General features: G+C 68.7%; 29 protein-coding genes, 1 tRNA gene, 1 pseudogene and 1 riboswitch. Of the genes and pseudogenes, 12 read left to right on the forward strand and 19 right to left on the reverse strand.

Annotated elements, in window-relative coordinates:
- Positions 1 to 15 precede the first annotated feature (15 nt).
- The 3 genes from OG966_RS40805 (at position 16) to OG966_RS15010 (ending at position 2,323) form a co-directional block, all read left to right on the forward strand.
- A protein-coding gene (locus tag OG966_RS40805) for an IS630 family transposase (RefSeq protein ID WP_442806706.1) occupies positions 16 to 1,079 on the forward strand; the annotation gives its coding sequence in 2 pieces (ribosomal slippage) (positions 16 to 462 and positions 465 to 1,079; 1,062 coding nt in all).
- 180 nt (positions 1,080 to 1,259) lie between these two features.
- Positions 1,260 to 2,141, forward strand: a complete 882-nt coding sequence (locus OG966_RS15005) for a helix-turn-helix domain-containing protein (RefSeq protein ID WP_326650113.1) — start codon at positions 1,260 to 1,262, stop codon at positions 2,139 to 2,141.
- Positions 2,142 to 2,143: 2 nt separating this feature from the next.
- Entirely contained in the window at positions 2,144 to 2,323 is a 180-nt protein-coding gene (locus OG966_RS15010) for a DUF397 domain-containing protein (protein ID WP_326650114.1), read from the forward strand.
- A 116-nt stretch (positions 2,324 to 2,439) separates the two neighbouring features.
- Here the strand turns inward: OG966_RS15010 and OG966_RS15015 are convergent, their stop codons facing one another.
- The 3 genes from OG966_RS15015 to OG966_RS15025 are packed head-to-tail and all read right to left on the reverse strand — an operon-like array spanning position 2,440 to position 4,076.
- The gene (locus OG966_RS15015) at positions 2,440 to 3,291 is read right to left on the reverse strand and encodes a helix-turn-helix domain-containing protein (protein WP_326650115.1); all 852 of its coding nucleotides are present in this window, start codon (positions 3,289 to 3,291) and stop codon (positions 2,440 to 2,442) included.
- 25 nt (positions 3,292 to 3,316) lie between these two features.
- Positions 3,317 to 3,844: a DUF6879 family protein gene (locus OG966_RS15020; RefSeq protein ID WP_326650116.1), complete on the reverse strand. Its 528-nt coding sequence runs from the start codon at positions 3,842 to 3,844 to the stop codon at positions 3,317 to 3,319.
- A complete protein-coding gene (locus tag OG966_RS15025; RefSeq protein ID WP_326655219.1) occupies positions 3,816 to 4,076 on the reverse strand; it encodes a hypothetical protein in 261 nt (86 codons plus the stop codon). Before OG966_RS15025 ends, OG966_RS15020 begins: the two co-directional genes overlap by 29 nt.
- 314 nt (positions 4,077 to 4,390) lie before the next feature.
- Here OG966_RS15025 and OG966_RS15030 point away from each other — a divergent pair, with 314 nt between their 5' ends.
- On the forward strand, positions 4,391 to 4,615 hold the full coding sequence (locus tag OG966_RS15030) for a hypothetical protein (protein WP_326650117.1): 225 nt from the start codon (positions 4,391 to 4,393) through the stop codon (positions 4,613 to 4,615).
- A 384-nt stretch (positions 4,616 to 4,999) separates the two neighbouring features.
- Here the strand turns inward: OG966_RS15030 and OG966_RS15035 are convergent, their stop codons facing one another.
- Positions 5,000 to 5,860: an NmrA family NAD(P)-binding protein gene (locus OG966_RS15035; protein ID WP_326650118.1), complete on the reverse strand. Its 861-nt coding sequence runs from the start codon at positions 5,858 to 5,860 to the stop codon at positions 5,000 to 5,002.
- The gene (locus OG966_RS15040; RefSeq protein WP_326650119.1) at positions 5,857 to 6,306 is read right to left on the reverse strand and encodes a nuclear transport factor 2 family protein; all 450 of its coding nucleotides are present in this window, start codon (positions 6,304 to 6,306) and stop codon (positions 5,857 to 5,859) included. The genes OG966_RS15035 and OG966_RS15040 overlap by 4 nt, the downstream gene beginning before the upstream one ends.
- A 108-nt stretch (positions 6,307 to 6,414) precedes the next feature.
- On the opposite strand from OG966_RS15040, the gene OG966_RS15045 reads away from it, so the two are divergent.
- Both OG966_RS15045 and OG966_RS15050 read left to right on the forward strand, forming a co-directional pair.
- The gene (locus tag OG966_RS15045) at positions 6,415 to 7,011 is read left to right on the forward strand and encodes a TetR/AcrR family transcriptional regulator (RefSeq protein WP_326650120.1); all 597 of its coding nucleotides are present in this window, start codon (positions 6,415 to 6,417) and stop codon (positions 7,009 to 7,011) included.
- Between the two features lie 119 nt (positions 7,012 to 7,130).
- Complete coding sequence (locus OG966_RS15050; protein ID WP_326650121.1) at positions 7,131 to 7,979, forward strand: excalibur calcium-binding domain-containing protein; 849 nt, start codon at positions 7,131 to 7,133, stop codon at positions 7,977 to 7,979.
- A 249-nt stretch (positions 7,980 to 8,228) separates the two neighbouring features.
- Here OG966_RS15050 and OG966_RS15055 read toward each other — a convergent pair whose 3' ends face one another.
- A complete protein-coding gene (locus OG966_RS15055; protein ID WP_326650122.1) occupies positions 8,229 to 8,720 on the reverse strand; it encodes a COG4315 family predicted lipoprotein in 492 nt (163 codons plus the stop codon).
- A gap of 184 nt (positions 8,721 to 8,904) precedes the next feature.
- On the opposite strand from OG966_RS15055, the gene OG966_RS15060 reads away from it, so the two are divergent.
- Positions 8,905 to 9,867, forward strand: coding sequence for a CHRD domain-containing protein (locus OG966_RS15060; protein WP_326650123.1), 963 nt, complete (start codon positions 8,905 to 8,907; stop codon positions 9,865 to 9,867).
- 236 nt (positions 9,868 to 10,103) lie between these two features.
- Here the strand turns inward: OG966_RS15060 and OG966_RS15065 are convergent, their stop codons facing one another.
- Positions 10,104 to 11,591, reverse strand: a complete 1,488-nt coding sequence (locus tag OG966_RS15065) for a DUF445 domain-containing protein (protein ID WP_326650124.1) — start codon at positions 11,589 to 11,591, stop codon at positions 10,104 to 10,106.
- Positions 11,592 to 11,688: 97 nt separating this feature from the next.
- Here OG966_RS15065 and OG966_RS15070 point away from each other — a divergent pair, with 97 nt between their 5' ends.
- Entirely contained in the window at positions 11,689 to 12,924 is a 1,236-nt protein-coding gene (locus OG966_RS15070) for an SGNH/GDSL hydrolase family protein (protein WP_326650125.1), read from the forward strand.
- Between the two features lie 69 nt (positions 12,925 to 12,993).
- On the opposite strand, the gene OG966_RS15075 is transcribed toward OG966_RS15070, so the two are convergent.
- The 4 genes from OG966_RS15075 to OG966_RS15090 are packed head-to-tail and all read right to left on the reverse strand — an operon-like array spanning position 12,994 to position 16,328.
- A complete protein-coding gene (locus tag OG966_RS15075; protein ID WP_326650126.1) occupies positions 12,994 to 13,689 on the reverse strand; it encodes a DUF1707 SHOCT-like domain-containing protein in 696 nt (231 codons plus the stop codon).
- Between the two features lie 50 nt (positions 13,690 to 13,739).
- A complete protein-coding gene (locus OG966_RS15080) occupies positions 13,740 to 14,699 on the reverse strand; it encodes an ABC transporter ATP-binding protein (protein ID WP_326650127.1) in 960 nt (319 codons plus the stop codon).
- An 11-nt stretch (positions 14,700 to 14,710) separates the two neighbouring features.
- Positions 14,711 to 15,535 (reverse strand): ABC transporter permease, encoded by an 825-nt coding sequence (locus OG966_RS15085; RefSeq protein WP_326650128.1) that lies wholly within the window; start codon positions 15,533 to 15,535, stop codon positions 14,711 to 14,713.
- Positions 15,528 to 16,328: an ABC transporter permease gene (locus OG966_RS15090; RefSeq protein WP_326650129.1), complete on the reverse strand. Its 801-nt coding sequence runs from the start codon at positions 16,326 to 16,328 to the stop codon at positions 15,528 to 15,530. The genes OG966_RS15085 and OG966_RS15090 overlap by 8 nt, the downstream gene beginning before the upstream one ends.
- Before the next feature lie 125 nt (positions 16,329 to 16,453).
- Between OG966_RS15090 and OG966_RS15095 the strand changes: the two genes are divergently transcribed.
- Positions 16,454 to 18,805 carry a transglycosylase domain-containing protein gene (locus tag OG966_RS15095; RefSeq protein WP_326650130.1) on the forward strand — a complete coding sequence of 784 codons (2,352 nt, stop codon included), beginning with the start codon at positions 16,454 to 16,456 and terminating at the stop codon, positions 18,803 to 18,805.
- Here the strand turns inward: OG966_RS15095 and OG966_RS15100 are convergent.
- From OG966_RS15100 to OG966_RS15110, 3 genes are all read right to left on the reverse strand, one after another.
- Positions 18,799 to 19,119: a DMT family transporter gene (locus OG966_RS15100; RefSeq protein ID WP_326650131.1), complete on the reverse strand. Its 321-nt coding sequence runs from the start codon at positions 19,117 to 19,119 to the stop codon at positions 18,799 to 18,801. The two genes, OG966_RS15095 and OG966_RS15100, sit on opposite strands and share 7 nt — an antisense overlap.
- Positions 19,120 to 19,150: 31 nt before the next feature.
- Positions 19,151 to 19,216: riboswitch (guanidine-III (ykkC-III) riboswitch) on the reverse strand.
- 128 nt (positions 19,217 to 19,344) lie between these two features.
- The gene (locus OG966_RS15105; RefSeq protein ID WP_153485104.1) at positions 19,345 to 19,647 is read right to left on the reverse strand and encodes a GroES family chaperonin; all 303 of its coding nucleotides are present in this window, start codon (positions 19,645 to 19,647) and stop codon (positions 19,345 to 19,347) included.
- 82 nt (positions 19,648 to 19,729) lie between these two features.
- Positions 19,730 to 20,050, reverse strand: a complete 321-nt coding sequence (locus OG966_RS15110) for a DUF3618 domain-containing protein (protein ID WP_326650132.1) — start codon at positions 20,048 to 20,050, stop codon at positions 19,730 to 19,732.
- Positions 20,051 to 20,177: 127 nt separating this feature from the next.
- On the opposite strand from OG966_RS15110, the gene bcp reads away from it, so the two are divergent.
- On the forward strand, positions 20,178 to 20,645 hold the full coding sequence (bcp, locus tag OG966_RS15115) for a thioredoxin-dependent thiol peroxidase (protein WP_326650133.1): 468 nt from the start codon (positions 20,178 to 20,180) through the stop codon (positions 20,643 to 20,645).
- Between the two features lie 197 nt (positions 20,646 to 20,842).
- Here the strand turns inward: bcp and OG966_RS15120 are convergent, their stop codons facing one another.
- Positions 20,843 to 21,325 (reverse strand): VOC family protein, encoded by a 483-nt coding sequence (locus tag OG966_RS15120; RefSeq protein ID WP_326650134.1) that lies wholly within the window; start codon positions 21,323 to 21,325, stop codon positions 20,843 to 20,845.
- A gap of 169 nt (positions 21,326 to 21,494) precedes the next feature.
- On the opposite strand from OG966_RS15120, the pseudogene OG966_RS15125 reads away from it, so the two are divergent.
- A pseudogene (locus tag OG966_RS15125) lies at positions 21,495 to 21,671 on the forward strand (HNH endonuclease); the annotation flags it as partial.
- Positions 21,651 to 21,725, forward strand: a tRNA-Leu gene (locus OG966_RS15130). The pseudogene OG966_RS15125 and the gene OG966_RS15130, both read left to right, overlap by 21 nt.
- Positions 21,726 to 21,799: 74 nt before the next feature.
- Here OG966_RS15130 and rdgB read toward each other — a convergent pair.
- The 4 genes from rdgB to OG966_RS15150 all read right to left on the reverse strand — a co-directional run bounded on the left by rdgB (position 21,800) and on the right by OG966_RS15150 (position 23,990).
- Positions 21,800 to 22,402: an RdgB/HAM1 family non-canonical purine NTP pyrophosphatase gene (gene rdgB / locus OG966_RS15135; protein WP_326650135.1), complete on the reverse strand. Its 603-nt coding sequence runs from the start codon at positions 22,400 to 22,402 to the stop codon at positions 21,800 to 21,802.
- Positions 22,403 to 22,410: 8 nt separating this feature from the next.
- Entirely contained in the window at positions 22,411 to 22,800 is a 390-nt protein-coding gene (locus OG966_RS15140) for a hypothetical protein (protein WP_326650136.1), read from the reverse strand.
- 93 nt (positions 22,801 to 22,893) lie between these two features.
- Positions 22,894 to 23,631 carry a ribonuclease PH gene (rph, locus tag OG966_RS15145; RefSeq protein ID WP_326650137.1) on the reverse strand — a complete coding sequence of 246 codons (738 nt, stop codon included), beginning with the start codon at positions 23,629 to 23,631 and terminating at the stop codon, positions 22,894 to 22,896.
- Positions 23,632 to 23,756: 125 nt separating this feature from the next.
- Positions 23,757 to 23,990 carry a glucose PTS transporter subunit EIIB gene (locus OG966_RS15150; RefSeq protein WP_142217368.1) on the reverse strand — a complete coding sequence of 78 codons (234 nt, stop codon included), beginning with the start codon at positions 23,988 to 23,990 and terminating at the stop codon, positions 23,757 to 23,759.
- Positions 23,991 to 24,215 lie beyond the last annotated feature (225 nt).

Here is a 24,215-nt window from a genome sequence, read left to right on the forward strand (position 1 = left end):
GGTATCACCAAGAGCATGCGGTATCCACAGGGAGGCGGGCTGACCGCCGAACGACAGCAGTTCCGCGAGGAGTTACGGCTCCAGGCGGCCGAGCGGTTCGCCCGGGGTGAGGCAAGCTCGCTGATCGCCAAGGAGCTGCGCGTCAGCGTCCGGTCGGTGCAGCGATGGCGGCAGGCGTGGGACGAGGGCGGTCCGCGAGCTCTGCGATCGCAGGGGCCGGCGTCACTGCCGAGGCTGAGTGAGAAGCAGTTCGCCCAACTGGAGGCGGAGCTGGCCAAGGGGCCGGCCGCGCACGGCTGGGAGGACCAACGGTGGACGCTGTCCCGGGTCAAAACCATGATCGGCCGACGTTTCCACCTGACCTACACCATCCAGGGCGTGCGGAAACTCCTGGTGCGCAATGGCTGGTCCTGCCAAGTGCCTGCCCGTCGGGCCATGGAACGCGACGACGATGCTGTCGCTGGGTGGGTCAAGGAGGTGTGGCCCTGCGCGGAAGACTCGCGGCGGCCCGTGGAGCCTGGCTGGTCTTCGAAGACGAAGCCGGATTCTCCATGACGCCGCCGCACGCCAAGACCTGGGGCAGGCGAGGGCGCACGCCAGTGGTCCGGGTCCGTGGCCGCTCCCGCAGACGGATATCCATCGCCGCGCTGACCTGCTACAAATCCGGCCACAGATCCCGGCTGATCTACCGTCCACGCAGGGACGACGGCCGGCGCGACGGACGCAAGAGCTTCTCCTGGCGCGACTACCGGGACCTGCTGATCGCCGCCCACCAGCAACTCGGCGGCCCGATCGTACTGGTCTGGGACAACCTCAATGTCCACAAGGCTGCCGGACTACGGGAGTTCGCCGCCTCACGGGACTGGCTGACCATCTACTACCTGCCGCCCTACGCACCCGACCTCAACCCCGTGGAAGGGATCTGGTCACTGCTGCGGCGCGGCTGGCTGTCCAACGTCGCCTTCAGCACGCCGGAGCACCTCATTCGACGCATCCGCCGAGGCTTACGGCACATCCAGTACCACAGCGACCTCATAGACGGCTGCCTCGCCGAGACCGGCCTGACCATCAACCCCTGACCACAGACGACACCACAAGTTCAATCTCAGTAACTGGCGCCGCAGAACGAGCCGTTCAGGACTGACCGTAGGGCTACAACTACAGCGGGTGCAATCCACTCGGGGAAAATTACACCCAACGTGGTTGCGAACCCTCCTTGATCGGACCCAAACTGTGCGTGCATCTAGGGAGGGCGCAGGGTGACGCAAGAGCAGGCACCGCAAGGCAACCGTGCTTCCACTGTGCTGGGACGCCGTCTCGGCGGAGAGCTATACAAACTCCGGGTGGCCGCCGGGCTGACCCAGACGCAAGCGGCCAAGGCTCTGAGCGCGTCCACCGGGAAGGTCGCCAAGATGGAGAGCGGTTGGGTTCCGATGCGTGACCCCGATATCCGCGCTCTGTGTGAGCTATACGGCGCCAAGGACCCTCAGGCGACCCAGCACTTGCTGACGTTGGCCGCGACCGACCGGGATCGCCGCAAGGCACTCGGCTGGTGGAACCAGTACCCGGAACTCCGCTCGCTGGTCGAGTACGTCGCCCTGGAAGACGTCGCAACCTCGGTCAGAACCTGGCAACTGGCCTTTGTGCCAGGTCTCTTTCAGACACCTGACTACGCACGGGCGCTGGCTGTCGGCAGCGCCGCGTGGGAGGACCCGGACGAGATCGAACGGTTTGTGGAAGCCAAGGTCGCCCGCCAATCGCGCCTCAAGGGCGAGTCGCCGCTACTTATCTGGGCCATCGTCGCCGAGGGAGCGCTGCGCCAACTCGTAGGAGGACGCGATGTCATGCGCGTCCAGCTCGATCACCTCGTCCGTACAGCACAGCTACCCAACGTGAAACTTCAGGTCATGCCCTGCTTGGCAGGGGCTCATCCTGGGATGACCAGCGCGTTCAACATTGTTTCGTTCGCCGAATCCGGCGCAATGGACGTGGTCTACATGGACACGACTTCATCTACCCTGTGGCTGGAGAGCGAGAAGGATGCGGCTCACCACGGAACCCTCTTCGACCGTATCGCCCGGCTCTCACTGGCGCAGCATGACTCACGCGCCCTGATCGAGAGCATCCGCAAGGAGATGTGATCATGCCCGCCTTCGAGTTCGCGAAGTCCAGCTACAGCAGCGGCAACGGTGAGTGCGTCGAGGTGGCAACCAACCTCGTCGGCCTCGTGGCAGTGCGCGACTCGAAGCTGTCGGAGGGACCTGTTGTTCGGTTCCCCGCCAGGGCATGGACCGAGTTTCTCCGCCAGGCAATCGCGCGCTGAGCTGGGGCGTGGCACCCGCGCCCACGCAGTCGTGTTCGTCGTGGCTCAGGTGAGGGCCTCCAGTTACGCCGAGAGCCCGCTCTCACCGACGGGTCAGAGGGGGCGCGCGTCCGGGGTCAGTTCAAGGCATCGATTGCCTTCACGATCAGCGCGCGTGCCGCCTGCCCGTACACGGCCATGCTCCGCAGCTCTTCGAAGGCCTTCAGGTACAAGGCGATCTCGGTCGGTTGCGTGATCGTGACGCGGGCGGACAGCAGCTCCACCGACACGACCCTGTCGTCGTATATGTGAAACGTTTCGTGTGGCCAGTGCTTCCGCTCCGCGGTGGCCATCGGGATCACTCCGAGCGACACCGAAGGCAGCGCGCCGGCGGTCAGGAGGTAGCCGAGCTGGGCAGCCATCGCTTCCACTCCCCCGAGGCGGTAGTACAGGGCGGCTTCCTCGATGAGGAGAACGAACCGATGGCCCGGCTCGTGGATGACCCGGGACCTCTGGACCCGGGCAGCAGCAGCCTCGGCCCCATCGTTGGGGATCTCGCGGAATTCGGCGATGCTGCTCAGCAGCGCAGCTGCGTAGCCTTCGGTCTGCAGCAGTCCCGGAACGAGCGTCGAAGAATAGACGCGGAACAGCTGGGTCTCCTGGAAGAACTGCACCCGCCTGTCCTGCAGCTGCTTCAGCCCGTTCCGGACCTGGTGGCGCCACTCGTTGTACATCGACTCTGCGTTGAGGGACTGGGCAATGAGGTCGTCCGCCTGGTCGACATCACCGCAGGCACCGCACCACAGGCGTATGTCCTTGGCGGAAGGTGCGGTGCGAGCGTTCTCGATCCGGGATGTCTTCGCGTGGTGCCAGCCACACCGGTCGGCCAGCTCGGAAACCGTCAGCCCTGACGCCTTGCGCGCATCACGCAACCGCCGCGCGACCAATTCACGTGCAGCCTGCGCAGATGACGACGAGGATATGGGCATGAGCTGGCCTGTCGGATGCTTTCTGCTAGTGGATCTCGTACTGGTCGTGCGGGATAGCGTGCGACCACACCGCTTCGAAGGCCTCGGCACACAGCTTCGCAGCGGCCGGGTCGTCACTGACCTCCCCGCCCATGGACGATCCGTCGCCGGCGAAGTGGTTCCAACGCACCAGCTGTTCGTCGAAGAGCCAGAAGTCATTGCCCGGAAGGGCGATGTTAGAGGCCTGTCGCCGGGGCAGCCACCTCACCTGTTCCCCGGCCGTCACGTTGGTGAACGTGCCCGAGTGTTCGTAGCGGATGTATTCGCTCACCGGCTCGGACACGATACGGGCACGTCGCACAACAACCCCACGGGACACCGTCTCGGCCATGAGGTCGTGCCAGGGCCGCCACCAGGATGCCCGATCGGCGGGATCGTGGCGGAAGCCACTCTTCCAGGCCGCGAACGGGCCCGCCTCGTAGTCGACGGCGTAGGAGTCGCGCATCTCCAGGTGCACGGCGGAGCGCGTGCAGCCGTGGATCAACTCATCGAATGTCGGAACGCTCGACGACATCGCACGCCTCCCTGATCATGTCCACCATCCTGGCGGGGATCCGGATCACTGCCTCGTGGTCCGGGATGCCCTTCGCATGCCCGGGGATCTGGGTGGCCGCGCACTCCGCTTCAAGCTCCGGGCCCGGCTTCCATCCCTGGAGAACGAGTTCCTGCTTCTCCTCGTCGACCCAGACCGTGGGGCTCTCATCCTCACCGGTGTTGGGGTCGATCCCAATGAACACTAATCCCACGTCAACCTCCGTCGATGGATGTGCAGTTGTGTGCACCACTGTGGCGCCGATGAGATGCCTCGTCAAGGATGCAATGTAGCCATCAACCAGCACAGAGAGCCAGCACCGCACAAATCTGCACACTGCTGGTGCGCGTGCACACCGAGTCTCTAACTTCGTCGTCATCGCTGTCCGTTGACCACGGGACGACACATGATGACGATCAAGGTGTATTGGGCGGAATCCCGCACAGGAAGGCGGTTCCGCTCCCGCGCAACCGCGGCCGTGCACTCGGGCGACCCCGAGCGACTCCCGGATTCCCTCGCCTTCCCGCCGTGCTTGTGCCCCCGCTGCACGGCCGCCCGGTGACCTCGCCCACGGCCGACGCGCGCCCGCTGCCCGCGGCCGGAGATCTGAGCTGGGAGCAGTACGCGGGACGAGCCTGCGTGTGGTGCGGCGAGCCGCTGACCGTCGGCGCGCGCAGTGTCGGCACAGCGCGTGGCCGGGAAGGCGCCCACGTCCTCGACATCGAGGTGTACGCGGGTCCCTGCTGCCCCTAGCCACCTGATGAGCCCCGCCTCGTCCGACGACTCCGACCAGGAAACCCCGGCCAAGGCGGTGACGGGCCCTTTCAGGGGCCCGCACCGTCAGGGCACCCACCTACCGCAATCTGCCGGACGCCAAGTGGACCGCCGACCTGACACGCGGGCTGCACCTCGACGCCCTCTTCGCCAACCACACCATCCTGCGCACGGGTCGTCTCACCATCGAGTGACGGCTCGGGCAATCCGCCGCCCCGGTCTGTCTGCGTCCCCCGTCGCGGGCAGGCCGGGGCTACCCCATGCCCAGCGCGTCCGGCTCGAAGAGGACGCAGTGCCCCATGTCGTGTACGCCGATTCGAAGGTGCCCGGAGTCCGGCTGCAGGAAGCCGGACGGGGCGAGCGTCACCGACGCCACACCGTCGCGTGCGCCGCCGCGAAGTCGGCGAAGGAGCGCGGTGATTGACCCGTGACCTCCTCCACCGCAGGGCTGACGCGGTCCTCCGAGCCCTTGGCAATGGACCGGTCCATGCCCGCCAGCACGGCGGCGAATCCCTCGGGCATCCCGGTGGCCGCCAGCCGGTCCCGCATCGCTTCGTACGAAACGCCGCGGTGGTGGATCGGCCGGCCGGCGACGGCGGAGACGACAGCGGCGACATCGGTGTAACTCAGTGCCTCGGGGCCGGTGATGAGGTGGGCGGTGTTGTGCGGGCGCTCGTCCGCCAGCGCCCGTACGCCGACCTCCGCGATGTCCTGGACGTCGACGAAACCGATCCGTCCGTCGTCGGCGGCCGTCACGATCTCGTCGTGGTCGCGGATGCTCCCGGCGTGGAGGTGGTCGCCGGTGAAGTTCTGCATGAACCAGGAGGGTTGGAGCACCGCCCACTCCGGGAACTGTTCGCGGACGGCCCGGTGGACCTCGCCCAGTCCGCCGTCCGTCTCGGCGATGGCCGAGGAGCTGAGCAGCACCACGCGGCGGACTCCGGCCCGTCGCGCCTGCCGCAGGAACGGGAGCATGGGCGCGGCAGGGTCGGCGGCCGTCATGGGCGCTACGAGGTAGACGCGGCGTACGCCGTCCAGCGCGGCGCCGTGGGTCGAGGCGTCCTCCCAGTCGAAGCACACGCCCTCGACACCTTCGGCGGAGGCAGGGGCGGGCCGTCGGGCGGCCGCTCGGACGGGGAGGCCGGCGGCGGCCAGCCCGGACACGATCCGGCGGCCGGTGTTGCCGGTGCCGCCGGTCACCAGGACTGTTTCCTTCGCGGTCATGCCGATGCCCCCTGCGACCCGGAACCCGCGAACGGGGCGTCGCCGCCGCCCGCGACGTCCAGAGCGACCAGCGGGTTCCAGTAGTCCCGGTAGCGGGTGATGAGGCCGTCCTTGACGGTGACGACCACGACGTACGACATCTCGAACGGCTTGCCGGTGGCCACCGCCCGCCCCTCGGCACGCATCTCGACTACGACGACCTCGGGGTCCTCGGTCCGGTGCACCTCGAGGTACGGGAAACCGGCGAGGTCGACGTGGTCCGGGTAGTGGGCCATGTAGGCGTGGACCGCGGGCTTGCCCTCCAGGAGGCGCGGCGCGCCGGGCGGGGCGAAGGGGAACTCGCAGACGCCGTCCTCGACCCACAGCTCCACCCATGCCTCGATGTCCTTGGCCAGGAGGAGTTCCAGTCCGCGCCGGAAGACGCCGGAAGGCGTGGTGTCCGTCATGGTGCGTTCCTTTTCGTACGGTCGGCAAGGTCCGCGCTAATATGCGGACCGTTGGTCCGGATTCAATATACGGACTGGCGGTCCGTTTTACTAGTCCAAGGAGGAACCGTGCCGCCCGCACGCAAGGAACGAGCCGACGCCATCCGCAACCGGGAGGCCGTACTGGCCGCAGCGGCACGCCTGTTCACCGAGCGCGGCGACCCCGACCGCGTCTCCATGGACGACATCGCCGCGGCCGCCGGAGTCGGGAAGGGCACGCTCTTCCGCCGCTTCGGCGACCGCGTCGGACTCGTCAAAGCCCTCGTCGAGCAGCGCACCGAACAACTGCGGGCCGATGTTGTCGCGGGCCCCCCGCCGCTCGGCCCCGGCGCTCCGGCCGGCGAACGCGTCCTCGCTCTCCTCGACGCCCTGCTGCGTCTGAAGCTCGACACCCGCCCACTGATGCTCGCCCTGGAGAGCGCGGGCAGCGGCAGCCCGTACCTGAACGACACCTACGCGCTGTGGCACGCGCAGCTCGCCTCGCTCCTGGCCGATGTACGCGGCGAGCGGGACGCCGACTTCCTCGCGCACGCCCTGCTGGCCGCCGTACGCAGCGACCTCATCGAGCACCTCACGGCGGGCGGCACCTCACCGCAGCAGATCCACGACGGAGTCGCCGCCCTCGCCCGCGCCGTCCTGGCGGCGCCCGCACCGGGCGCGGCGTAGGAAAGATACGCACACTTTCATCACAATTACGCGACGTTCCACGACATTTACGCCGCACAACCTCAAACGGAATGCGATTCTCAGCCCCTCGGAACAGAACCATCTGCCTTGGGGGGCACATGTCAGGGAGAGGAAGTACGCGCGCGAACAGCGCGATCGCGGCCTGCGCCGTGGTGCTGGCGGCCGGGCTCGTGGGGTGTGGGGGCACCTCCGACGATGCCAAGCCCGCCGGGTCCACAACGAGCGCGGCGGCGAAGAAGGCGCCGGCGGCGACGCCTCCGCCCGAGTCGGCTCTCACACTGGTCGATGACGAGGAGAGCGCCGACTCCGCGAAGCCGGTCGTGGTGAAGGTGCTGGACAACGACACACTCACCCGCAAGGGCGGTACGCCGGGCAACCTTGAAGTCGCGCTGAATTCCGGTGAGTTCACGATCAGCCTGACCACCCTGCCGGGTCACGGCACCGCGAGGGTCGACGGGTCCACCGTCGTCTATACGTCTGCCCAGGGGTACGGCGGCGCGGACGAGTTCACGTACCAGGTGGAAGCGAAGGGCTCGCAGCCGCCGACCGGGACCGCCGTCGTACGGATCACCGTGGCCGCGCCCACGCCGACACCCACTCCCACGCCGGCAAAGGCGAAGGCGCCCGCGCCGCCCAAGGCCTATTACGCCAACTGCGACGCCGCACGGGCCGCCGGTGCCGCTCCCGTTCACGAAGGGGACCCCGGCTACGCGCCGCACCTCGACCGGGACGGCGACGGCGTCGGCTGCGAGCCGTACAGCAGCGGTACGTCCGGAGGCAGTGGAGGCGGCGGAGACAGCGGAGGCAGTAGCGGCGGCGGGTCCGGGGACACGTACTACGCCAACTGCGCCGCCGCACGGGCCGCCGGTGCCGCTCCCGTTCATGCCGGGGATCCCGGCTACGGCCGGCATCTCGACCGCGACGGCGACGGCGTCGGCTGTGAGTGATCTGCGTGCGGAGAGTCCCGGGCGGACCGTACCGCATTCCCGGTAGTCACCCGCCGGGGGCAATCGAGCGCGCGACTACCGGGAATGGGCATCGCCGCGGCGGCCGGGGACGGTCCACGGCCGCCGCAGGTTCGTGGTGGGAGCACGGAGAATGAGAAACCGATGAGAATTAGGGTGCACGGTTTATGAAGGACGGATTAATTCCGCGGTCTTTGAGACGTCCTTCACATGTCCTTCGGACCGGTGGAGTCAGGCCGCTTTCTTGATGAGCTTGCCGTCCGCCGCGATCACGAACCACTCCCCGTCCAGGCCCTGGCCGTTCACGTCCCCGGGGGTCGCGTCGCCCACGTAGTAGTACAGCGGCCAGTCTCCGTACATCGCCTGTTCCGCGCCCTCGCCGAGCTTCGTCTCCTTCAGCAGGGCGGCGTCGGTGCCGGCGCCCGCCGTCACGTCCTTCGCGGAGGTGAGGGCCGGCCAGACGGCGATGCAGTCGGCGTCGCAATTGCTGGCGCCGGGCTTGTCCTTGGTGAATCCGTACAGCGTACGGCCCGAATCGTCGACGAGGATCTTGCCGAGCTCCGAGTCCGCGGTCTTGACGGAGGCGGTGGCCGCGGGCTTCCGCGCGGGCTTGGCCGCGTCGTCCTTGGCGGCGTCCGCCGAGCCGCCGCAGGCCGACAGTGTCAGCAGCGCGGCCGATACGAGCGGTGCCGCGAGCAGAGTTGTTTTACGGGTGCTGCGCATGGTCGTTCCCCCGGTTTGGTCAGTGGGTGCGAGAGAGTGATGGTTACGCAGGGTTGTACGACGGCAACTGACCCGCGGTTCAAACGAATTCAAGAAATTTTCTTTTGAACGAGCCGACTGCGTGCCCCGTACTCCATCACGACCGGCCCCATACGGAGTCGGTCCCAACGGGAGGATCAAAACAATGCAGAAGCGTTATGCGGCTGTTACCGCCGCCGCAATTGTGCTTGGTGTTGCCGGTGTTACTCCGGCGCTCGCACACGGCGGCCATGACGGGCACGGGGAGCACGGATCAGCCGGCGGCCAGACCTCCGCCGGCAACGCCGGCACCTTCACCAAGCCCTCCGGCGGACACGCCCTCACCTTCGCCGCCCACCTCTCCGGCGCCAACGAGGTGCCGGTCAAGGGCGGGCCCGCCGTGAACGACCCCGACGGCAAGGCCGTTGCCCTCGTCAAGGTCAAGGGCGACCGGGTGACCTTCGCGCTGCAGTGGAAGGGATTCGTGCCGAGCCTCGGGCACATTCACCAGGGTGCCGCCGGGCAGAACGGCGATGTGAAGGTCCCGCTCTTCGGTACCGCGATGCCGGACTCCGTCCACTCGGCGGCCGGACAGGTGGCCATCACCGATGCCAAGCTGGCCAACAGCATCCGTAGCAACCCCTCGGGGTTCTATGTGAACCTGCACAGCGCGGAGTTCCCGGGCGGTGCGGTACGAGGCCAGTTGAAGCCGCTGCACAAGAACGTCAACCCCCTCGACATCATCAAGGGCGGCAAGCTGCGGGCGCTGTCCAACGGCGACCAGGAAGTCCCGAAGAACGACGCGTCCAAGGTCGGCGACCCGGACGGGCACGCGGTGACGTTCCTGCAGCCGAAGGGGACGAACGTCGACTACTCGCTGGCCTGGATCAACATCAAGAGCCCCACCAACGGCCACATCCACAAGGGCACGTTCGGGAAGAACGGCGACGTCGTCTTCAACTTCTTCAACCGGCCGGTGCCGGACGGGATCTTCGCGGTCTCCGGAAAGCTGGAGGGGCAGAACGCCGACGTGGTGAAGCGTGTCCGCGCCAACCCGCGGAACTACTACTCCAACATCCACACCGCCGAATTCCCGGACGGTGCGGTGCGCGGGCAGCTCTTCCACTGAGCCGGGTCGAGCGGGGAGGGGTGGCCGCCGATTCCTGGGCGGTCACCCGCCGGGCGGCCAGCCGCCGGTACGGCCACCGCCGGGCGGCCGGCCCGGCCGGGGATGCCGCAGCCGATCGGGCCGGCTCGCGGCCCGCCGGCCCGTAGCCGTACTGAACACTCCCGTCCCGCCGTACGTACTCAACAGCACCTCCCCAGGTGGCTGGGCGCGTGACCGTACGGGTACGGCAGGACCGGTCACGCGCCCAGCGCGTGTGCCACGGTGTAGATGACCAGGCCGGCCAGCGCGCCGACCACCGTGCCGTTGATCCGGATGAACTGCAGATCGCGGCCGATGTGCGCCTCGATCTTGCGCGAGGTGTGCTCCGCGTCCCAGCTCGCGACCGTGTCCGAGATCAGCGAGGTGATCTCGGCGCGGTACGTGGTGACCACGTACACCGCCGCGTCCTCGATCCAGCCCTCCACCTTCGACTGGAGCCGGGTGTCCGTCGCCAGCCGCGCGCCCAGCGTCAGCAACGAGGCACGGGCGCGCAGCCGCAGCTCGCTGTGGTCGTCCTCCGCCGCCGAGATGATCATGCCGCGTACGGACGACCAGACCGAGGCGATCACGTCCTGTACCTCGGAACGGGACAGCAGCTCCGACTTCATACGCTCCACCCGGGCGCGGGTGTCCGTGTCCGACTGGAGGTCGGCCGCGAAGTCGGTGAGGAAGCGGTCGATCGCGCCGCGCGCCGGGTGGCCCGGCATGTCCCGCATCTCGGTGACGAAGCGCATCAACTCCTTGTAGACACGTTCGCCGACCTTCTTGTCCACGAAGCGCGGGGTCCAGCCGGGCGCCCCGCCCTCGACCGCGTCCATCACCGAGTCCGAGTGCAGGATCAGCCAGTCGTGGGCACGGCCGAGGATCAGGTCGACGGCGCGGTGGTGTGCGCCGTCGGCGACGACCTTCTCCAGGGTCTTGCCGACGCCGGGGGCGATCTCGGCACTGTCGGCGCGGCGGGTGATCGCCTCGCCGACGACCGCCTGGACGTCGGCGTCGCGCAGCACGGTGAGCGCGCCGCGGAGCGCGGTGGACAGCTCGGCGGTGACCCGGTCGGCGTGGGCGGGCTCGGCGAGCCAGCCGCCGAGACGGGCGCCGATGCCGAGGGCGTGCAGCCGGGTCCGTACGACGTCGCCGGAGAGGAAGTTCTCACCGACGAAGGAGCCGAGCGAGGCGCCGAGCTGGTCCTTCTTGTTCGGGATGATCGCGGTGTGCGGGATGGGCAGGCCGAGGGGGTGCCGGAAGAGCGCGGTGACGGCGAACCAGTCGGCCAGGGCGCCGACCATGCCGGCCTCGGCGGCGGCGGCGACGTAGCCGGTCCAGGGGCCGGCGCCGGAGTTCCTCGCCCAGGTGGCGAGCGCGAAGATCAGCGCGACGAGGAGGAGCATTCCGGTCGCGGTCAGCTTCATCCGTCGTACGCCGCGCTGCTTTTCGGCGTCTGCCTCGGTGTAGGCGAAGGAGGGGAGGGGGGTGTGGCGGCCGGGCCCCTCTGCCCGGCCCGCCTGCACCGACCGGCCCGGCTCGGCCGACCGGCTCAGCCGGTCCGCGTCCGCCTGACGCGGCGGGTCCGACTCACGCGGCCGGTCCGACTCTCCTGCGCGGCCCGGATCGCCCGCCCCGCCAGGCAGCCCTCGCCCGCCCGACCGTCCCGGCTGATCCGGCTGACCCGATTCCGTGCGTTCCATCCGCTCCTCCCGTCCGCGCGCCCCGTACGCATTGTCCCTTCCTCACGTACTCCTGGGGCGCTCATGGAGTTCCCGCGCCATGCCGGATGATGTGCTCATGAACAAACGCCGCGGGTACGCGACCCTCGCCGCACTCACCTCAGTGGTCGCCCTCGTCTCCGGCGCGATATACATCGGCGTGGGGGCCGCCCAGGGCCGGGCCGGCGTCCGTACGGCCGTCCCCGCGCCCGCGGTCTGGGTCGGGACCTGGTCCGCCGCACCCGCCAAGGCCGCCCCCGCCGTCGGAGGCCACGCCGGCCGGTCCGTACGCAATGTGGTGCACACCAGCATCGGTGGGACCGCCGCCAGGATCACCCTCTCCAACCTCCTCGGCGAGCAGCCGCTCAAGATCGCCCAGGTCTCGCTGGCCGTGCGCGCCGGCCACGGTCCCGCGGCCGTGCCCGGGACTCTGCGACGGGTGACGTTCCGGGGCGCGGGTGCCGTCACCGTCGCGGCCGGCGGGCACCGCGTGAGCGACCCGGTCGTGCTCGGGATCCCGTACGACGGCGATCTCCTCGTCACCGTGGCCACCACCTCCCCCGGCGGGCAGGTCACCGTCCACCCGCAGGCGCGCCAGAACTCCTACGTCGCGGCCGGCGACCGTACGCAGGACGCCGGCGCAGACGCGTACACCCGGCGGACCGGCGCGTGGCAGCACCTCACCGCCGTCGACGTCCTGACCCGGGACGCGCGCGGCGCGGTCGTCGCCATCGGCGACTCGATCACCGACGGGGTCACCTCCACCTCCGATGCCAACCGCCGCTGGCCGGACGTGGTCGCCGACCGGCTCAACCGCCACGGCAAGGACCACTACGGCGTACTCAACCAGGGCATCAGCGGGAACCGCCTGCTGACCGACGGCCGCGGCCCCAGCACTCTCGCCCGCTTCGACCGCGATGTGCTCGCGCAGGCCGGCGTCAGGACGGTGATCGTCGCGATCGGCATCAACGACTTGCTGAGGGGTACGGACACCGGCGCCGACCGGATCACGGCCGGCTACGCCGAGCTCGCCCGGCAGGCCCACGCGCGCGGCCTCCGCGTGATCGGCGCGACCCTGATGCCCTGCGCCGGACACCGCCGCTGCACTCCGGCCCTCAATGCCGTACGCGAGAAGGTCAACGCGGCCATCCGCACCGGCCGGATCTTCGACTCGGTCGTCGACTTCGACCGGGCGCTGCGCGATCCGTACGCACCCGACCGGCTGCGCCCGGTGTACGACTCAGGAGACCATCTCCACCCCAGCGACGCCGGCTACGCGCGGATGGCCAGGACGGTGGACCCGGCGCGGCTCTGACGCCGGGGCGACTGTGACGCCGGAGCGCGGCTCTGACGCCCCGGCGTGGCTGTGACGCCGCCGAGGGCCTCAGCCGAGCTCCTTGCGCTCGTCCTTCTCCAGCCTCGTCTGCTTCTCCTCGGCCCGCTCCGCCTTCAGCCGCTGCTTCTCCGCCCGGGTGCGCTTGCGTTCCACGCCCACGCCGCCCATGATCGCGAGCCCCGTGATCCTCACCCGCGGCGCCGCCGGGTCCGGATGACCCTCGGTCTGGCCGTGCTCGCCGAAGCCGCCCATCAGGCCGATGCCGTTGACCTCGACATTCAGGTCCGGCGGTACGACGATTTGAATACCGCCCATGATCGTGAAGCAGCGGATCACGGTCTCGCGTTCCTGGAAACGAGCCTCGCGCAGGTCGAGTTCACCGCCGCCCATCACCGTGAGGGAGGTGAACTTCCGGCCGACCGTCCAGGTGCCCTTCCGCACGAACCTGCCCCAGAACGCGAATCCCCCGTTCGACGTCGCCGGTCCACCGACGCGCTGCGCCCAGCCGCCGGACCCCGTGGCCACCGGCGACGGCGCCGTGCCCACCGCCGGCAGGCCGCCCACCGGAAGGTCGCTGACCAGTGGAACCAACTCGCCGTGCGTGCGCGCCCTGTAGGCCGCGTCCAGGCGCTGCCCGAACTCCTCCATGTCGAGCCGCCCCTCCGCCACCGCCTCACGCAGCCGCTCGGCCACCCGTTCGCGCTCGGAGTCGGAGGCGCGCATCTCAGGGAGTTCACTCGTCATGGCGGCAGCCTAGTCAAGGCCGTCCCCGCCTCACAGTGCCGATCACGCAGTCACAAGCCTGATCTCTCCGCGTACATTTTCGCGATCACGGCCTCGATGTCCGGCTCCCGTACCGACAGATCCACCAGCGGGTACTGTGCCGCCAGCGCCGCCACCAGTGGCGCCGCCGACTGCGAGGCGGGGAAGGCCAGCCACTGGCGCGGTCCTTCCACCTTCACCGCGCGGGCGGAGTCCAGAGCGACCGGTGGCAGTTCGCGCTCGAAGTCCACCACCAGTGTCCGCTCGCTCTCGCCCACCTCGTGCAGCCCGGCGAGCGCCCCGTCGTACATCAGCCGTCCGTGGTCGATGACCATCACGCGCTTGCACAGCTGCTCGATATCGGTCAGATCGTGCGTGGTCAGCAGCACCGTCGTCGCCCGCTCGGCATTGAGCTCCCGCAGGAAGTCCCGCACCTTCGCCTTGGAGATCACATCGAGCCCGATCGTCGGCTCGTCCAGATACAGCACCTCGGGGTCGTGCAGCAGCGCCGCCGCGATGTCCCCGCGCATCCGCTGCCCGAGCGAGAGCTGCCGCACCGGCACGTCCAGCAGCTCGGCCAGGTCGAGGAGTTCGACACAGCGGTCCAGGTTCTCCCGGAACCGCTTGTCGGGGATCCGGTACATCCGGTGCACCAGCCGGTACGAGTCCTTCAGCGGCAGGTCCCACCACAGCGTCGTGCGCTGCCCGAACACCACGCCGATCCGCTGCGCCAGCCTCGTACGCTCCCGGGACGGATCGATCCCCGCGACCCGGAGCCGCCCGCCGCTCGGCGTCAGAATCCCCGTCAGCATTTTGATGGTGGTGGACTTCCCGGCGCCGTTCGGGCCGATGTAGCCGACCATCTCGCCGCGCGGCACCCGGAAGCTGATCCCGTCGACCGCCCGCACCTGGTGCTTCTCGCGGCGCAGCCTGCCCGTCCTGCGCCATACGTCGAAGACCTTCTCGACGCCCTCCAGCTCGATGAAGTCCATGAAGTCCCCCCTCAGCTCCCCGTGCTCCGGTACGAACGAAGGCCCACCCGCCACGCGAGCCCCGCCAGCCCGCAGCACACCGCAGCGACCACCGGCGACAGGAAGGCCGGCCACTGCGGCAGATCCAGCGGATAGGGCCGGCCCAGCACATACAGCGCGGGCAGCCAGTTGACGAAGGCCAGCGGCACCACATAGGTCACGCCGCGCACCAGGTCCTTCGCGAAGATTGTCGGCGGGTACTGGAGCAGCGTGTTCCCGCCGTACGTGAAGGAGTTCTGCACCTCCGAGGCGTCCTGCGCGACGAACTGGAACGCGGCCCCGACCACGAACACCGCCGAGAAGATGACCGCCCCGCTGAGCACCATCAGCGGCAGCATCAGCACCCGCAGCGGCGTCCAGTCGATGTCCAGGACGAGCAGGCCGTACCCCAGCACCAACAGCCCCTGAGTGATCCGTCCCAGCCGGCGCAGCGCGAACCGGTCCGCGGCCACCTGCGCGAGCACGGGGACGGGCCGCACCAGCAGTGTGTCCAGCGTCCCGTCCCGTACCCGCCGCCCCAGCCGGTCCATGGACCCCATGACGAGATCGGCGAGGCCGAAGGAGGTACCCGCCGCGCCGTACAGAAACGCGATCTCGGGCAGCGAGTAGCCGCCCAGCGCGTCGACGTGCGAGAACATCAGGAGGATCGCCACGAAGTCGAAGGCGGTCGCCGCGAAGTTCCCGAACGCCGTCATCACGAACGACGCGCGGTACGTCATCGTGGAGCGCATCCACATCGCCGCGATCAGGCCGTACGCCCGCAGCCCGTTCGACAGGGCCGACACTCCCTCAGCCACCCTGGACCACCACCCTGCGTGTCGCGACCGTCTGCAGCGCCCGCCCCGCGGCCAGCAGCGCCAGCGCCCAGCCGCCCTGGAAGGCGTACGCCCCGATCAGCCCCCACCCGGTGTGCTTGCCGAGGAAGACATCAGCCGGGATCTGCAGCAGCGACGACCAGGGCAGCGCCCGCGCCACCTCGCCCAGCGTGCCCGGAAAGAGGTTCAGCGGCAGCAGCATCCCGGAGAAGAACATCCCCGCCAGCCCGCAGATCTGCATCACTCCGGCCCCGTCCAGCAGCCAGAACGCGGAGAGCGCCACCAGGAACCTGACCGCGAAACTCACCACCACGCCCAGCGCCACCGACACCATGAAGGCGATCCAGGTCAGCGGCGACCGTGGGAGCGCCAGATCGAAGACGAGCGCGCCGAGGACGAGCGGCACGATCCCGCGGCCCAGAAGGTGGAAGGCCGCCCGTCCCAAATCGCCGGAGAGCCACCACAGTTGGAGGTCGGCGGGCCGGTACAGGTCGATCGCGACATCGCCGGTCCGGATCCGCTCGATCAGCTCGTCCTCGAAACCGCCGCCCATCATGGCGCAGGTCATCAGCAGTGCCTGTCCCAGCCACACATAGGTGAGGGCCTGGGAGAGGTCGTAGCCGCCGAGCTGCGGACGCTCGTCCCACAGGGCGATATAGGTGTACGCCATGATGAAGCCGAAGACGGTGTTGGTGAACACCCCCGCGGCCGTCGCCACCCGGTACGTCGCGTAGCGCCGGAACCCACCCGCCGCCACGACTGCGTAAAGCCGCACGTCGACCCCCTCCGCCGCCGGGCACCAAAGCGCACGACCCTAGCCCACGGCGGACGGCCGCCGCGACCTCTTTTACGGCCGCCGGGTCCAGGGCTTGCGCCATGGAAACGGGCAATATGAGCGGCATGAGCGAGGAGCAGCGGCAGGGCTGGACACCCAAGGACGGGACCGTCGTCGGACTGGGGCTCGCGTCCGCGCCCGGGAAGAAGGGCAAGAAGGCCGGCGCAGCCCGGACCGGGCGCGCCGGCCTGCGCCGTGCCATCCCGACCTGGCGGTCGGTGCTCGGTACATTCCTGATCGTCACTTTGCTGATGGTCGGCGGCTTCCTGGCCGGCTACATGCTCGTCGACATCCCACCCGCCAACGCCGCGGCCACCGCCCAGTCCAATGTCTACCTCTACAAGGACGGCACCCAGATCGTCCGCGACGGCGAGGTGAACCGCGAGAAAGTGAAGCTCGCGCAGGTTCCGCTGACGGTGCAGCACGCCGTACTCGCCGCCGAGGACCGGGAGTTCTACGCCGAGCGCGCCGTGGACCCCCAGGCGATGGTCCGCGCCGGCTGGAACACGCTGACCGGCAAGGGTAAACAGTCCGGCTCCACCATCACCCAGCAGTACGTCAAGAACTACTACCTGGGCCAGGAGCAGACCGTCTCCCGGAAGGCCAAGGAGTTCTTCATCGCGATCAAGCTCGGCCGCGAGCAGAGCAAGAGGGACATCCTCGAGGGCTATCTCAACACCAGCTACTTCGGACGCAACGCGTACGGCATCCAGGCCGCGGCCCAGGCGTACTACGGCAAGGGCATCGAGGACATCGACACCGCGAAGGGCGCCTACCTCGCCTCGCTCCTCAATGCCCCGAGCGCGTACGACGTCGCCACCCACCCCGAGAACACGGCCGGGGCCCTGGGCCGCTGGAACTATGTGCTCGACGGCATGGTCAAGGAGAAGTGGCTCAGCCCTGCCAACCGGGCGGCCATGAAGTTTCCCGTGCCGCAGAAGGTGAAGCCCCCGACGGGCCTCTCGGGCCAGCGCGGCTATATCGTCCAGGCCGTCGAGGACTACCTCACCAATAACAAGATCATCGACGAGAACACGCTGGCCACCGGCGGCTACCGGATCACCACCACGCTCGAGCCCGAGAAGCAGAAGGCCTTCGCCGAGGCCATCGACGACCAGGTGATGTCCAAGCTCGACAAGGGCCGCGAGGCCGACCGCAACGTCCGCGTCGGCGGCGCTTCCATCGACCCTGCCACCGGCAAGGTCGTCGCCATGTACGGCGGCGTCGACTACACCAAGCAGTACGTCAACAACGCCACCCGCCGCGACTACCAAGTCGGCTCCACCTTCAAGCCGTTCGTCTTCACCGCCGCCGTCCAGCACGAGGCCACCACCCAGGACGACCTGACCATCACCCCCAACACCGTCTACAGCGGAACCAACAGGCGCCTGGTGCGGGGCTGGAGCGGCAAGCCGTACAGCCCGGGCAACGAGGACGAGATCTCGTACGGCCCCATCACCGTGCGCACCGCCACCGACATGTCCGTCAACGCGGTCTACGCACAGATGGCCATGGACGTCGGCCCGGGCAAGGTCAGGCGGACCGCGGTCCGCCTCGGGATCCCCGAGAACACTCCGGACCTGACCGACTCCCCCTCCATCGCGCTGGGCCCGGCCACCGCCAGCGTCCTCGATATGACGGAGGCGTACGCGACCCTCGCCAACCACGGCAAGCACGGCACGTACACGCTGGTCGAGAAGGTCAGCAAGGACGGCGGGAATGTACCGGTCCCCAAGGCGGCCGCCAAGCGGGCCGTCAGCCGGGAGGCCGCCGACACGACGACATTGATCCTGCAGAGCGTGGTCGACGGCGGCACCGGCACCGCGGCCCAGTCCGCGGGCCGCCCGGCGGCGGGCAAGACCGGCACGGCGGAAGAGGACCAGGCCGCCTGGTTCGCGGGCTACACCCCGAACCTGGCGACGGTGGTCGCGGTGATGGGCCAGGACCCGGTCACGGGCGCGCACAAGCCGCTGTACGGGGCGCTGGGGCTGCCGCGGATCAACGGTGGCGGTGCGCCGGCGAAGATCTGGGGCCAGTTCACGCGCGAGGCGCTCCGGGGCACCGAGGCCGAGGAGTTCGACCTGGAGGTGCAGGAGGGTGCGGAAGAGGAGGAGCCCTCGGAGGAGCCCTCTGAGGAGCCTTCGGAGACCGAGGAGACGGGCGAATCGTCGGAGGAACCGTCCGAGACGCCGGAGGAACGGGAGGCGCAGGAGCCGGCCGAGGACCAGGACGAAAGCGAGGACGAGGACCGGACGAAGAGCTCGAGCGACGAAGAAACGGACACCGGCGGCGAGACCGAGGACGACACGGACACCGCCACGACCCGGAGGACGAGCGACGACGACGAGACGGACAGCGGCCGCACGGCCGAGGACGGATCACGCAGCAGGTTCTCCCGCACCCTCCGTCGTCAGTGACCCGAGGTCGCCTTCAGCCCCACCACGGCGACCAGCAGCAGACAGACGAAGAAGATCCGGGCGGCGGTCAGCGGCTCGTTCAGCACCAGCATGCCGACCACCGCCGCACCGGCCGCACCGATACCGACCCAGACTCCGTAGGCCGTACCGATCGGCAGGGTCCTGGCGGCGTGCGACAGCAGCACCATGCTCACGACGATTCCGAGCCCGGTGAACACGCTCGGCCACAGCCTGGTGAACCCGTCGGTGTACTTCATCCCGATCGACCAGCCGACCTCGAGCAGACCGGCGACAACAAGCAGAACCCAGGCCAACGACGACACCTCCGAGACGCGGACTTCAGTGGGTGCGTCGTCTTTGCCTGACCCGGTACGGCGCGTCTCGTCGGGGAGCACACAAACATAGCAAAGGCGACGTAAAGAGCCGATGAGAAAGGGCCGGCGACCTCTACCACCAGCGCTCTCCACCTACGCAAAAAGGGCCGGCGACGTCTGCCACCAGCCCTCTGCCCACGCCTTTGACCAGGCCTTTTGCGCTTCCTACAAGTACAGCCCGGTTGAATCCTCGGACCCCTGGAAACGGTCCGCGGCGACCGCGTGCAGATCGCGTTCCCGCATCAGTACGTACGCCACCCCGCGCACCTCGACCTCGGCGCGGTCCTCGGGGTCGTACAGCACCCGGTCGCCCGGCTCCACGGTCCGTACGTTCTGCCCCACCGCGACCACCCCGGCCCAGGCGAGGCGCCGGCCGACCGCGGCGGTCGCCGGAATGACGATGCCGCCACTGGAACGCCGCTCACCCTCCGGGATGTCGGTCCTCACCAGCACGCGGTCGTGCAGCATGCGGATGGGCAGCTTGTCATGGGTGGTGTTGTCGCTCACACCTCGAACCTACCTGCCTGGGACCGTTCCGTACGCCGCTGGGTCACGCCCGGCGCCTTCTCACCGACAAGGCGAGCACCCCCACAACCGCCACGGCCACCAGAGCCACCGGCACCAGCCGCTCCAGCCTCGGCCCGCCGTCCTCCGAGACGAACTGCGCCTTGACGTCGGACACAGTGCGGTTCACGACGACGACCGCGCGCCCGGCGGTGTGATCCACGGTCGAGGCGATCCTCGCCTTCGCGTCGCCGATGACCGTCTTCGGGTGCATGCGCACCCCGATCTCGTCGAGGGTCTCGGCAAGCTGGTCGCGCCTGCGGACGATATCCGCCTCGATCTGCGCAGGGGTCCTGGCATCCGACACCGCGCTGCCTCCGTGGTCGTGTCCGGTAATCCTTCCTCGACAGTCTGTCAGCTCCTCCGCCGCCACACCCCACGGCACCCCTATTACGCTCGACGGCGTATCCCTTCACGTCCCCTCAAGGAGAACCATGAGCGAGCGACTCCAGCCCGGCGACACCGCCCCCGCCTTCAGCCTGCCCGACGCGGACGGCAACGAGGTCTCGCTCGCGGAGCACAAGGGCAGGAAGGTGATCGTGTACTTCTACCCGGCGGCGATGACCCCCGGCTGCACCAAGCAGGCCTGCGACTTCACGGACAACCTGGAGCTGCTGACGGGCGCCGGCTACGACGTGATCGGCGTGTCCCCGGACAAGCCGGAGAAGCTGGCGAAGTTCCGCGAGAAGGAGAACCTGAAGGTCACGCTGGTCGGTGACCCGTCCAAGGAGACGCTGGAGGCGTACGGCGCCTTCGGCGAGAAGAAGCTGTACGGCAAGACGGTGACCGGAGTGATCCGGTCGACGATCGTGGTCGACGAGGAGGGCAGGGTCGAGCACGCGCTCTACAACGTGAAGGCGACCGGCCATGTCGCCAAGATCATCAAGGACCTCGGCATCTAGTACTCCAGCGCAGATCGCGATCTTGCCTCCGGAGGTCGGTACGGAGACGGGCGCGGCCACCGCTGATCATCGGTGAAGACTGAAGATCATGTGGTGGCCGCAGGTCACAGCGCAGACTCCGCCCGTTGGCAGGAGGCGTCCGAGGCCCTGACAGGCCGGACAGCGTGCCGGTTTCTCCCCGCGCGCACGGCGACCGGTCACCAGGCGGCCAGGCGGCGCCGAAGCTCCTCCTCCGAGACGTCTTCCACGTGGGTCAGAAATACCCATATGTGACCCGAAGGGTCCTTGAGGATGACGGTGCGGTCGCCGTGGAACATGTCCTTCGGCGGCTGGAGGATCTCGGCGCCGGCGGCTTCTGCGCGCTGCGCCAGACTGTCGACGTCCGGCACGAAGACATGCAGCGTGACGGACGTGCCTCCGCCGAGCGAGGTCGGCGCGGCGAATGAGGCGGCCTCCGCCTCGTCCGTGCTGGCGTCGCCCAGCATCAGGGCCGACCCTCCGATGGTGATCTCGGCGTGCAGAATCCCGCCGCCCGGAGCGTCGATCCTGAAGTCCTCACGGGCACCGAACGCCCGCTGGTAGAAATCGATCGCCGCAGCGGCGTCGTCGACCATGATGTGCGGGACCACCGCGTAGTGGTAGCGGTCGGGGATCTCGATGTGGGCTGTGCGCTCGGTCATGGCGAACCTCCTTGAGAAGGACCGCTGGTCGGTTCCTGCGGCTCTGCAAGAAACCTAGAAGCTCAAGTTTGGTTGAGGTCAAGCGCCGATGCAGCCCAGCAGGTGCCTGCTCGCAGGGCACCTGCAGGCCCTGCCCCGGCAATCGGAAGGCGCAGCTCGCCGACTCGGGCGCTCACTCGAGGAAATCGACCACGTCAACGGCGATCGGCTGGACAACCGTTGACAGAACCTCCGCTACCTGTGCCCGTCCTGCCACGGCCAAACGGCGACATTCTCCCGTCGTTTCCTCTCACGCCGCAGAGGGCAGTACTCTTTTCCATGCCTTGCGCCCGTACGCCATCGGTGAGCGGCGATCTTTAGGTGGTCGTGTATGTCGGTTCGAATCCGACCGGGCGCACCACGCGGGCGTGGCCCGGCTTCCTCCGGACCGGAGGAAGCCGGGCCACGTTCTGTCAGCCCAGCAGATCCCGACTGTCAGCCCAGTAGTTCCCGAACCACGGGTACCAGCGCGCGGAACGCCTTGCCGCGGTGGCTGATCGCGTTCTTCTCCGCCGGGGTCAGCTCCGCGCAGGTACGCGTCACTCCCTCCGGCTGGAGGATCGGGTCGTAGCCGAAGCCGCCCGTGCCCGTCGGGGTGTGGCGCAGAGTGCCCAACAGGCGTCCCTCGACCACACGTTCCGTGCCGTCCGGGAGTGCCAGGGCCGCCGCGCAGGTGAAGTGCGCGCCGCGGTGGGCTTCGTCGATGTCGGAGAGCTGAGCCAGGAGCAGGTTGAGGTTGGCGGTGTCGTCGCCGTGGGTGCCGGCCCACCTCGCGGAGAAGATGCCGGGCGCGCCGCCGAGGACGTCGACACAGAGGCCGGAGTCGTCGGCAACCGCCGGCAGGCCGGTGGCCCGGGCCAGGGCGTGGGCCTTGAGGAGTGCGTTCTCGGCGAAGGTGACGCCGGTTTCCTTGACGTCGGGAATGTCGGGATAGGCATCCGCGCCGACGAGGTCGTGGGTGAGGCCCGAGTCGGCGAGGACGGCCTTGAGTTCGGTGATTTTCCCGGCGTTGCGGGTGGCGAGGATCAGACGGGTCATGCCCCCGATTATCCGGGTGTGCAGACCTTGCCGATTTCGCCCGCCGCTTCGGTGACCGGTGTGATGTCCGGGGTGTTGTCGCCGGTCTCGATCGACTTGCGGACGTTGTCGACGCCGGTGTTGAGCTTGTCGACGGCCTTGCTGAGGTCGGCGTTGTCGGTCTTGTCGCCGAGGCTCTTCAGTTCCTTGTCGATGTCGTCGAGGGCCTGACGGGCCGTGGCCGGGTCATCGGTGGCGCTGGAGACGGCCTGCTGGAGCTTGTCGACGCTGGTGGCGATCGCATCGGCGGTCTCGACGCAGTCGAGGGCCTTGTCGATGGCGGCGCAGCCGACGGTGATCGGTACGACCAGTACGGCGGTTGCGAACGTGAGTGCTGCTATGCGGCGACGCGCAGACATGGAACGGTCCTCCCCGGATACGGACGGGCGCACGGTTCGGCCCGTGCGCCCGTGAGTGTAACGACGCTCTGCGGATTGTTCTTGGTTCCCTCTTTACCTTTCCAGCGTGCCCTCGAGGGCGACGGACTGGAGCGCGGCAAGGTCGGCGCAGCCGCCGGTGGCCAGGTCGAGGAGGGCGTTGAGCTCCTTGCGGTCGAAGGGCTCGGCCTCGGCGGTGCCCTGGACCTCGACGAAGCGGCCGTCGCCGGTGCAGACGACATTCATGTCTGTCTCGGCGCGCACGTCCTCCTCGTAACAGAGGTCGAGGAGCGGGACGCCGTCGACGATGCCGACGCTGACGGCGGCGACGGTGCCGGTGAGCGGCTTGCGGCCGGCCTTGACGAGCTTCTCGCCCTGGGCCCAGGTGACGGCGTCGGCGAGTGCGACGTACGCACCGGTGATCGCGGCGGTGCGGGTGCCGCCGTCGGCCTGCAGTACGTCGCAGTCGAGGACGACGGTGTTCTCGCCGAGGGCCTTGAAGTCGATGACGGCGCGCAGCGAGCGGCCGATGAGCCGGCTGATCTCGTGGGTGCGACCGCCGATCTTGCCGCGTACGGATTCGCGGTCGCCCCGGGTGTTGGTGGAACGCGGCAGCATCGAGTACTCGGCGGTGACCCACCCTTCACCGCTTCCCTTGCGCCAGCGCGGGACGCCTTCGGTGACGGAGGCGGTGCAGAAGACCTTGGTGTCGCCGAAGGCGATGAGGACGGAGCCCTCGGCGTGCTTGCTCCATCCGCGTTCGATGGTGACCGGGCGGAGCTGTTCGGCGGTGCGGCCGTCGATTCGAGACATGGTGCGGAGCCTATCGGCAGATGCGTGAGGGGCCCGTTCCGGTGTGGAACGGGCCCCTCACGAACGAGTTCAGCGGCTCGGCGGCTCGGCGGCTCGGCGGCACACTGGACCGAGGGCTCAGCGACTCACATCATGTCTTCGATGTCGGCGGCGATGGGGTCGGCGTCCGTGCCGATGACGACCTGGATGGCGGTGCCCATCTTCACGACGCCGTGGGCGCCGGCGGCCTTGAGAGCAGCCTCATCGACCTTGCTCGGGTCCACAACTTCGGTACGGAGGCGGGTGATACAGCCTTCGATCTCTTCGATGTTGTCGATTCCGCCGAGCCCGGCGACGATCTTCTCAGCCTTACTGGCCATGTCTTTCTCCCTGCGTCTCAAGAGCGCTGAGCGCTGCCTCGACCCACCGTCGGTCCGCTTCGTCACGGTAACTCACGGTTGGCCCATCTTCGCGGGCGAGTAACCGCCTCGTACCGAATGATGACGATCACCAGTGCCGTGTCTCGCGACCGGGCACCGGGGCCGTATCGCAACTGGTCTACACCAGTCTGCATCGGCTGCCAAGCCAGGCCCGTTTCCGGGAGG

Source organism: Streptomyces sp. NBC_01750 (genome assembly GCF_035918095.1).
GTDB lineage: Bacteria > Actinomycetota > Actinomycetes > Streptomycetales > Streptomycetaceae > Streptomyces.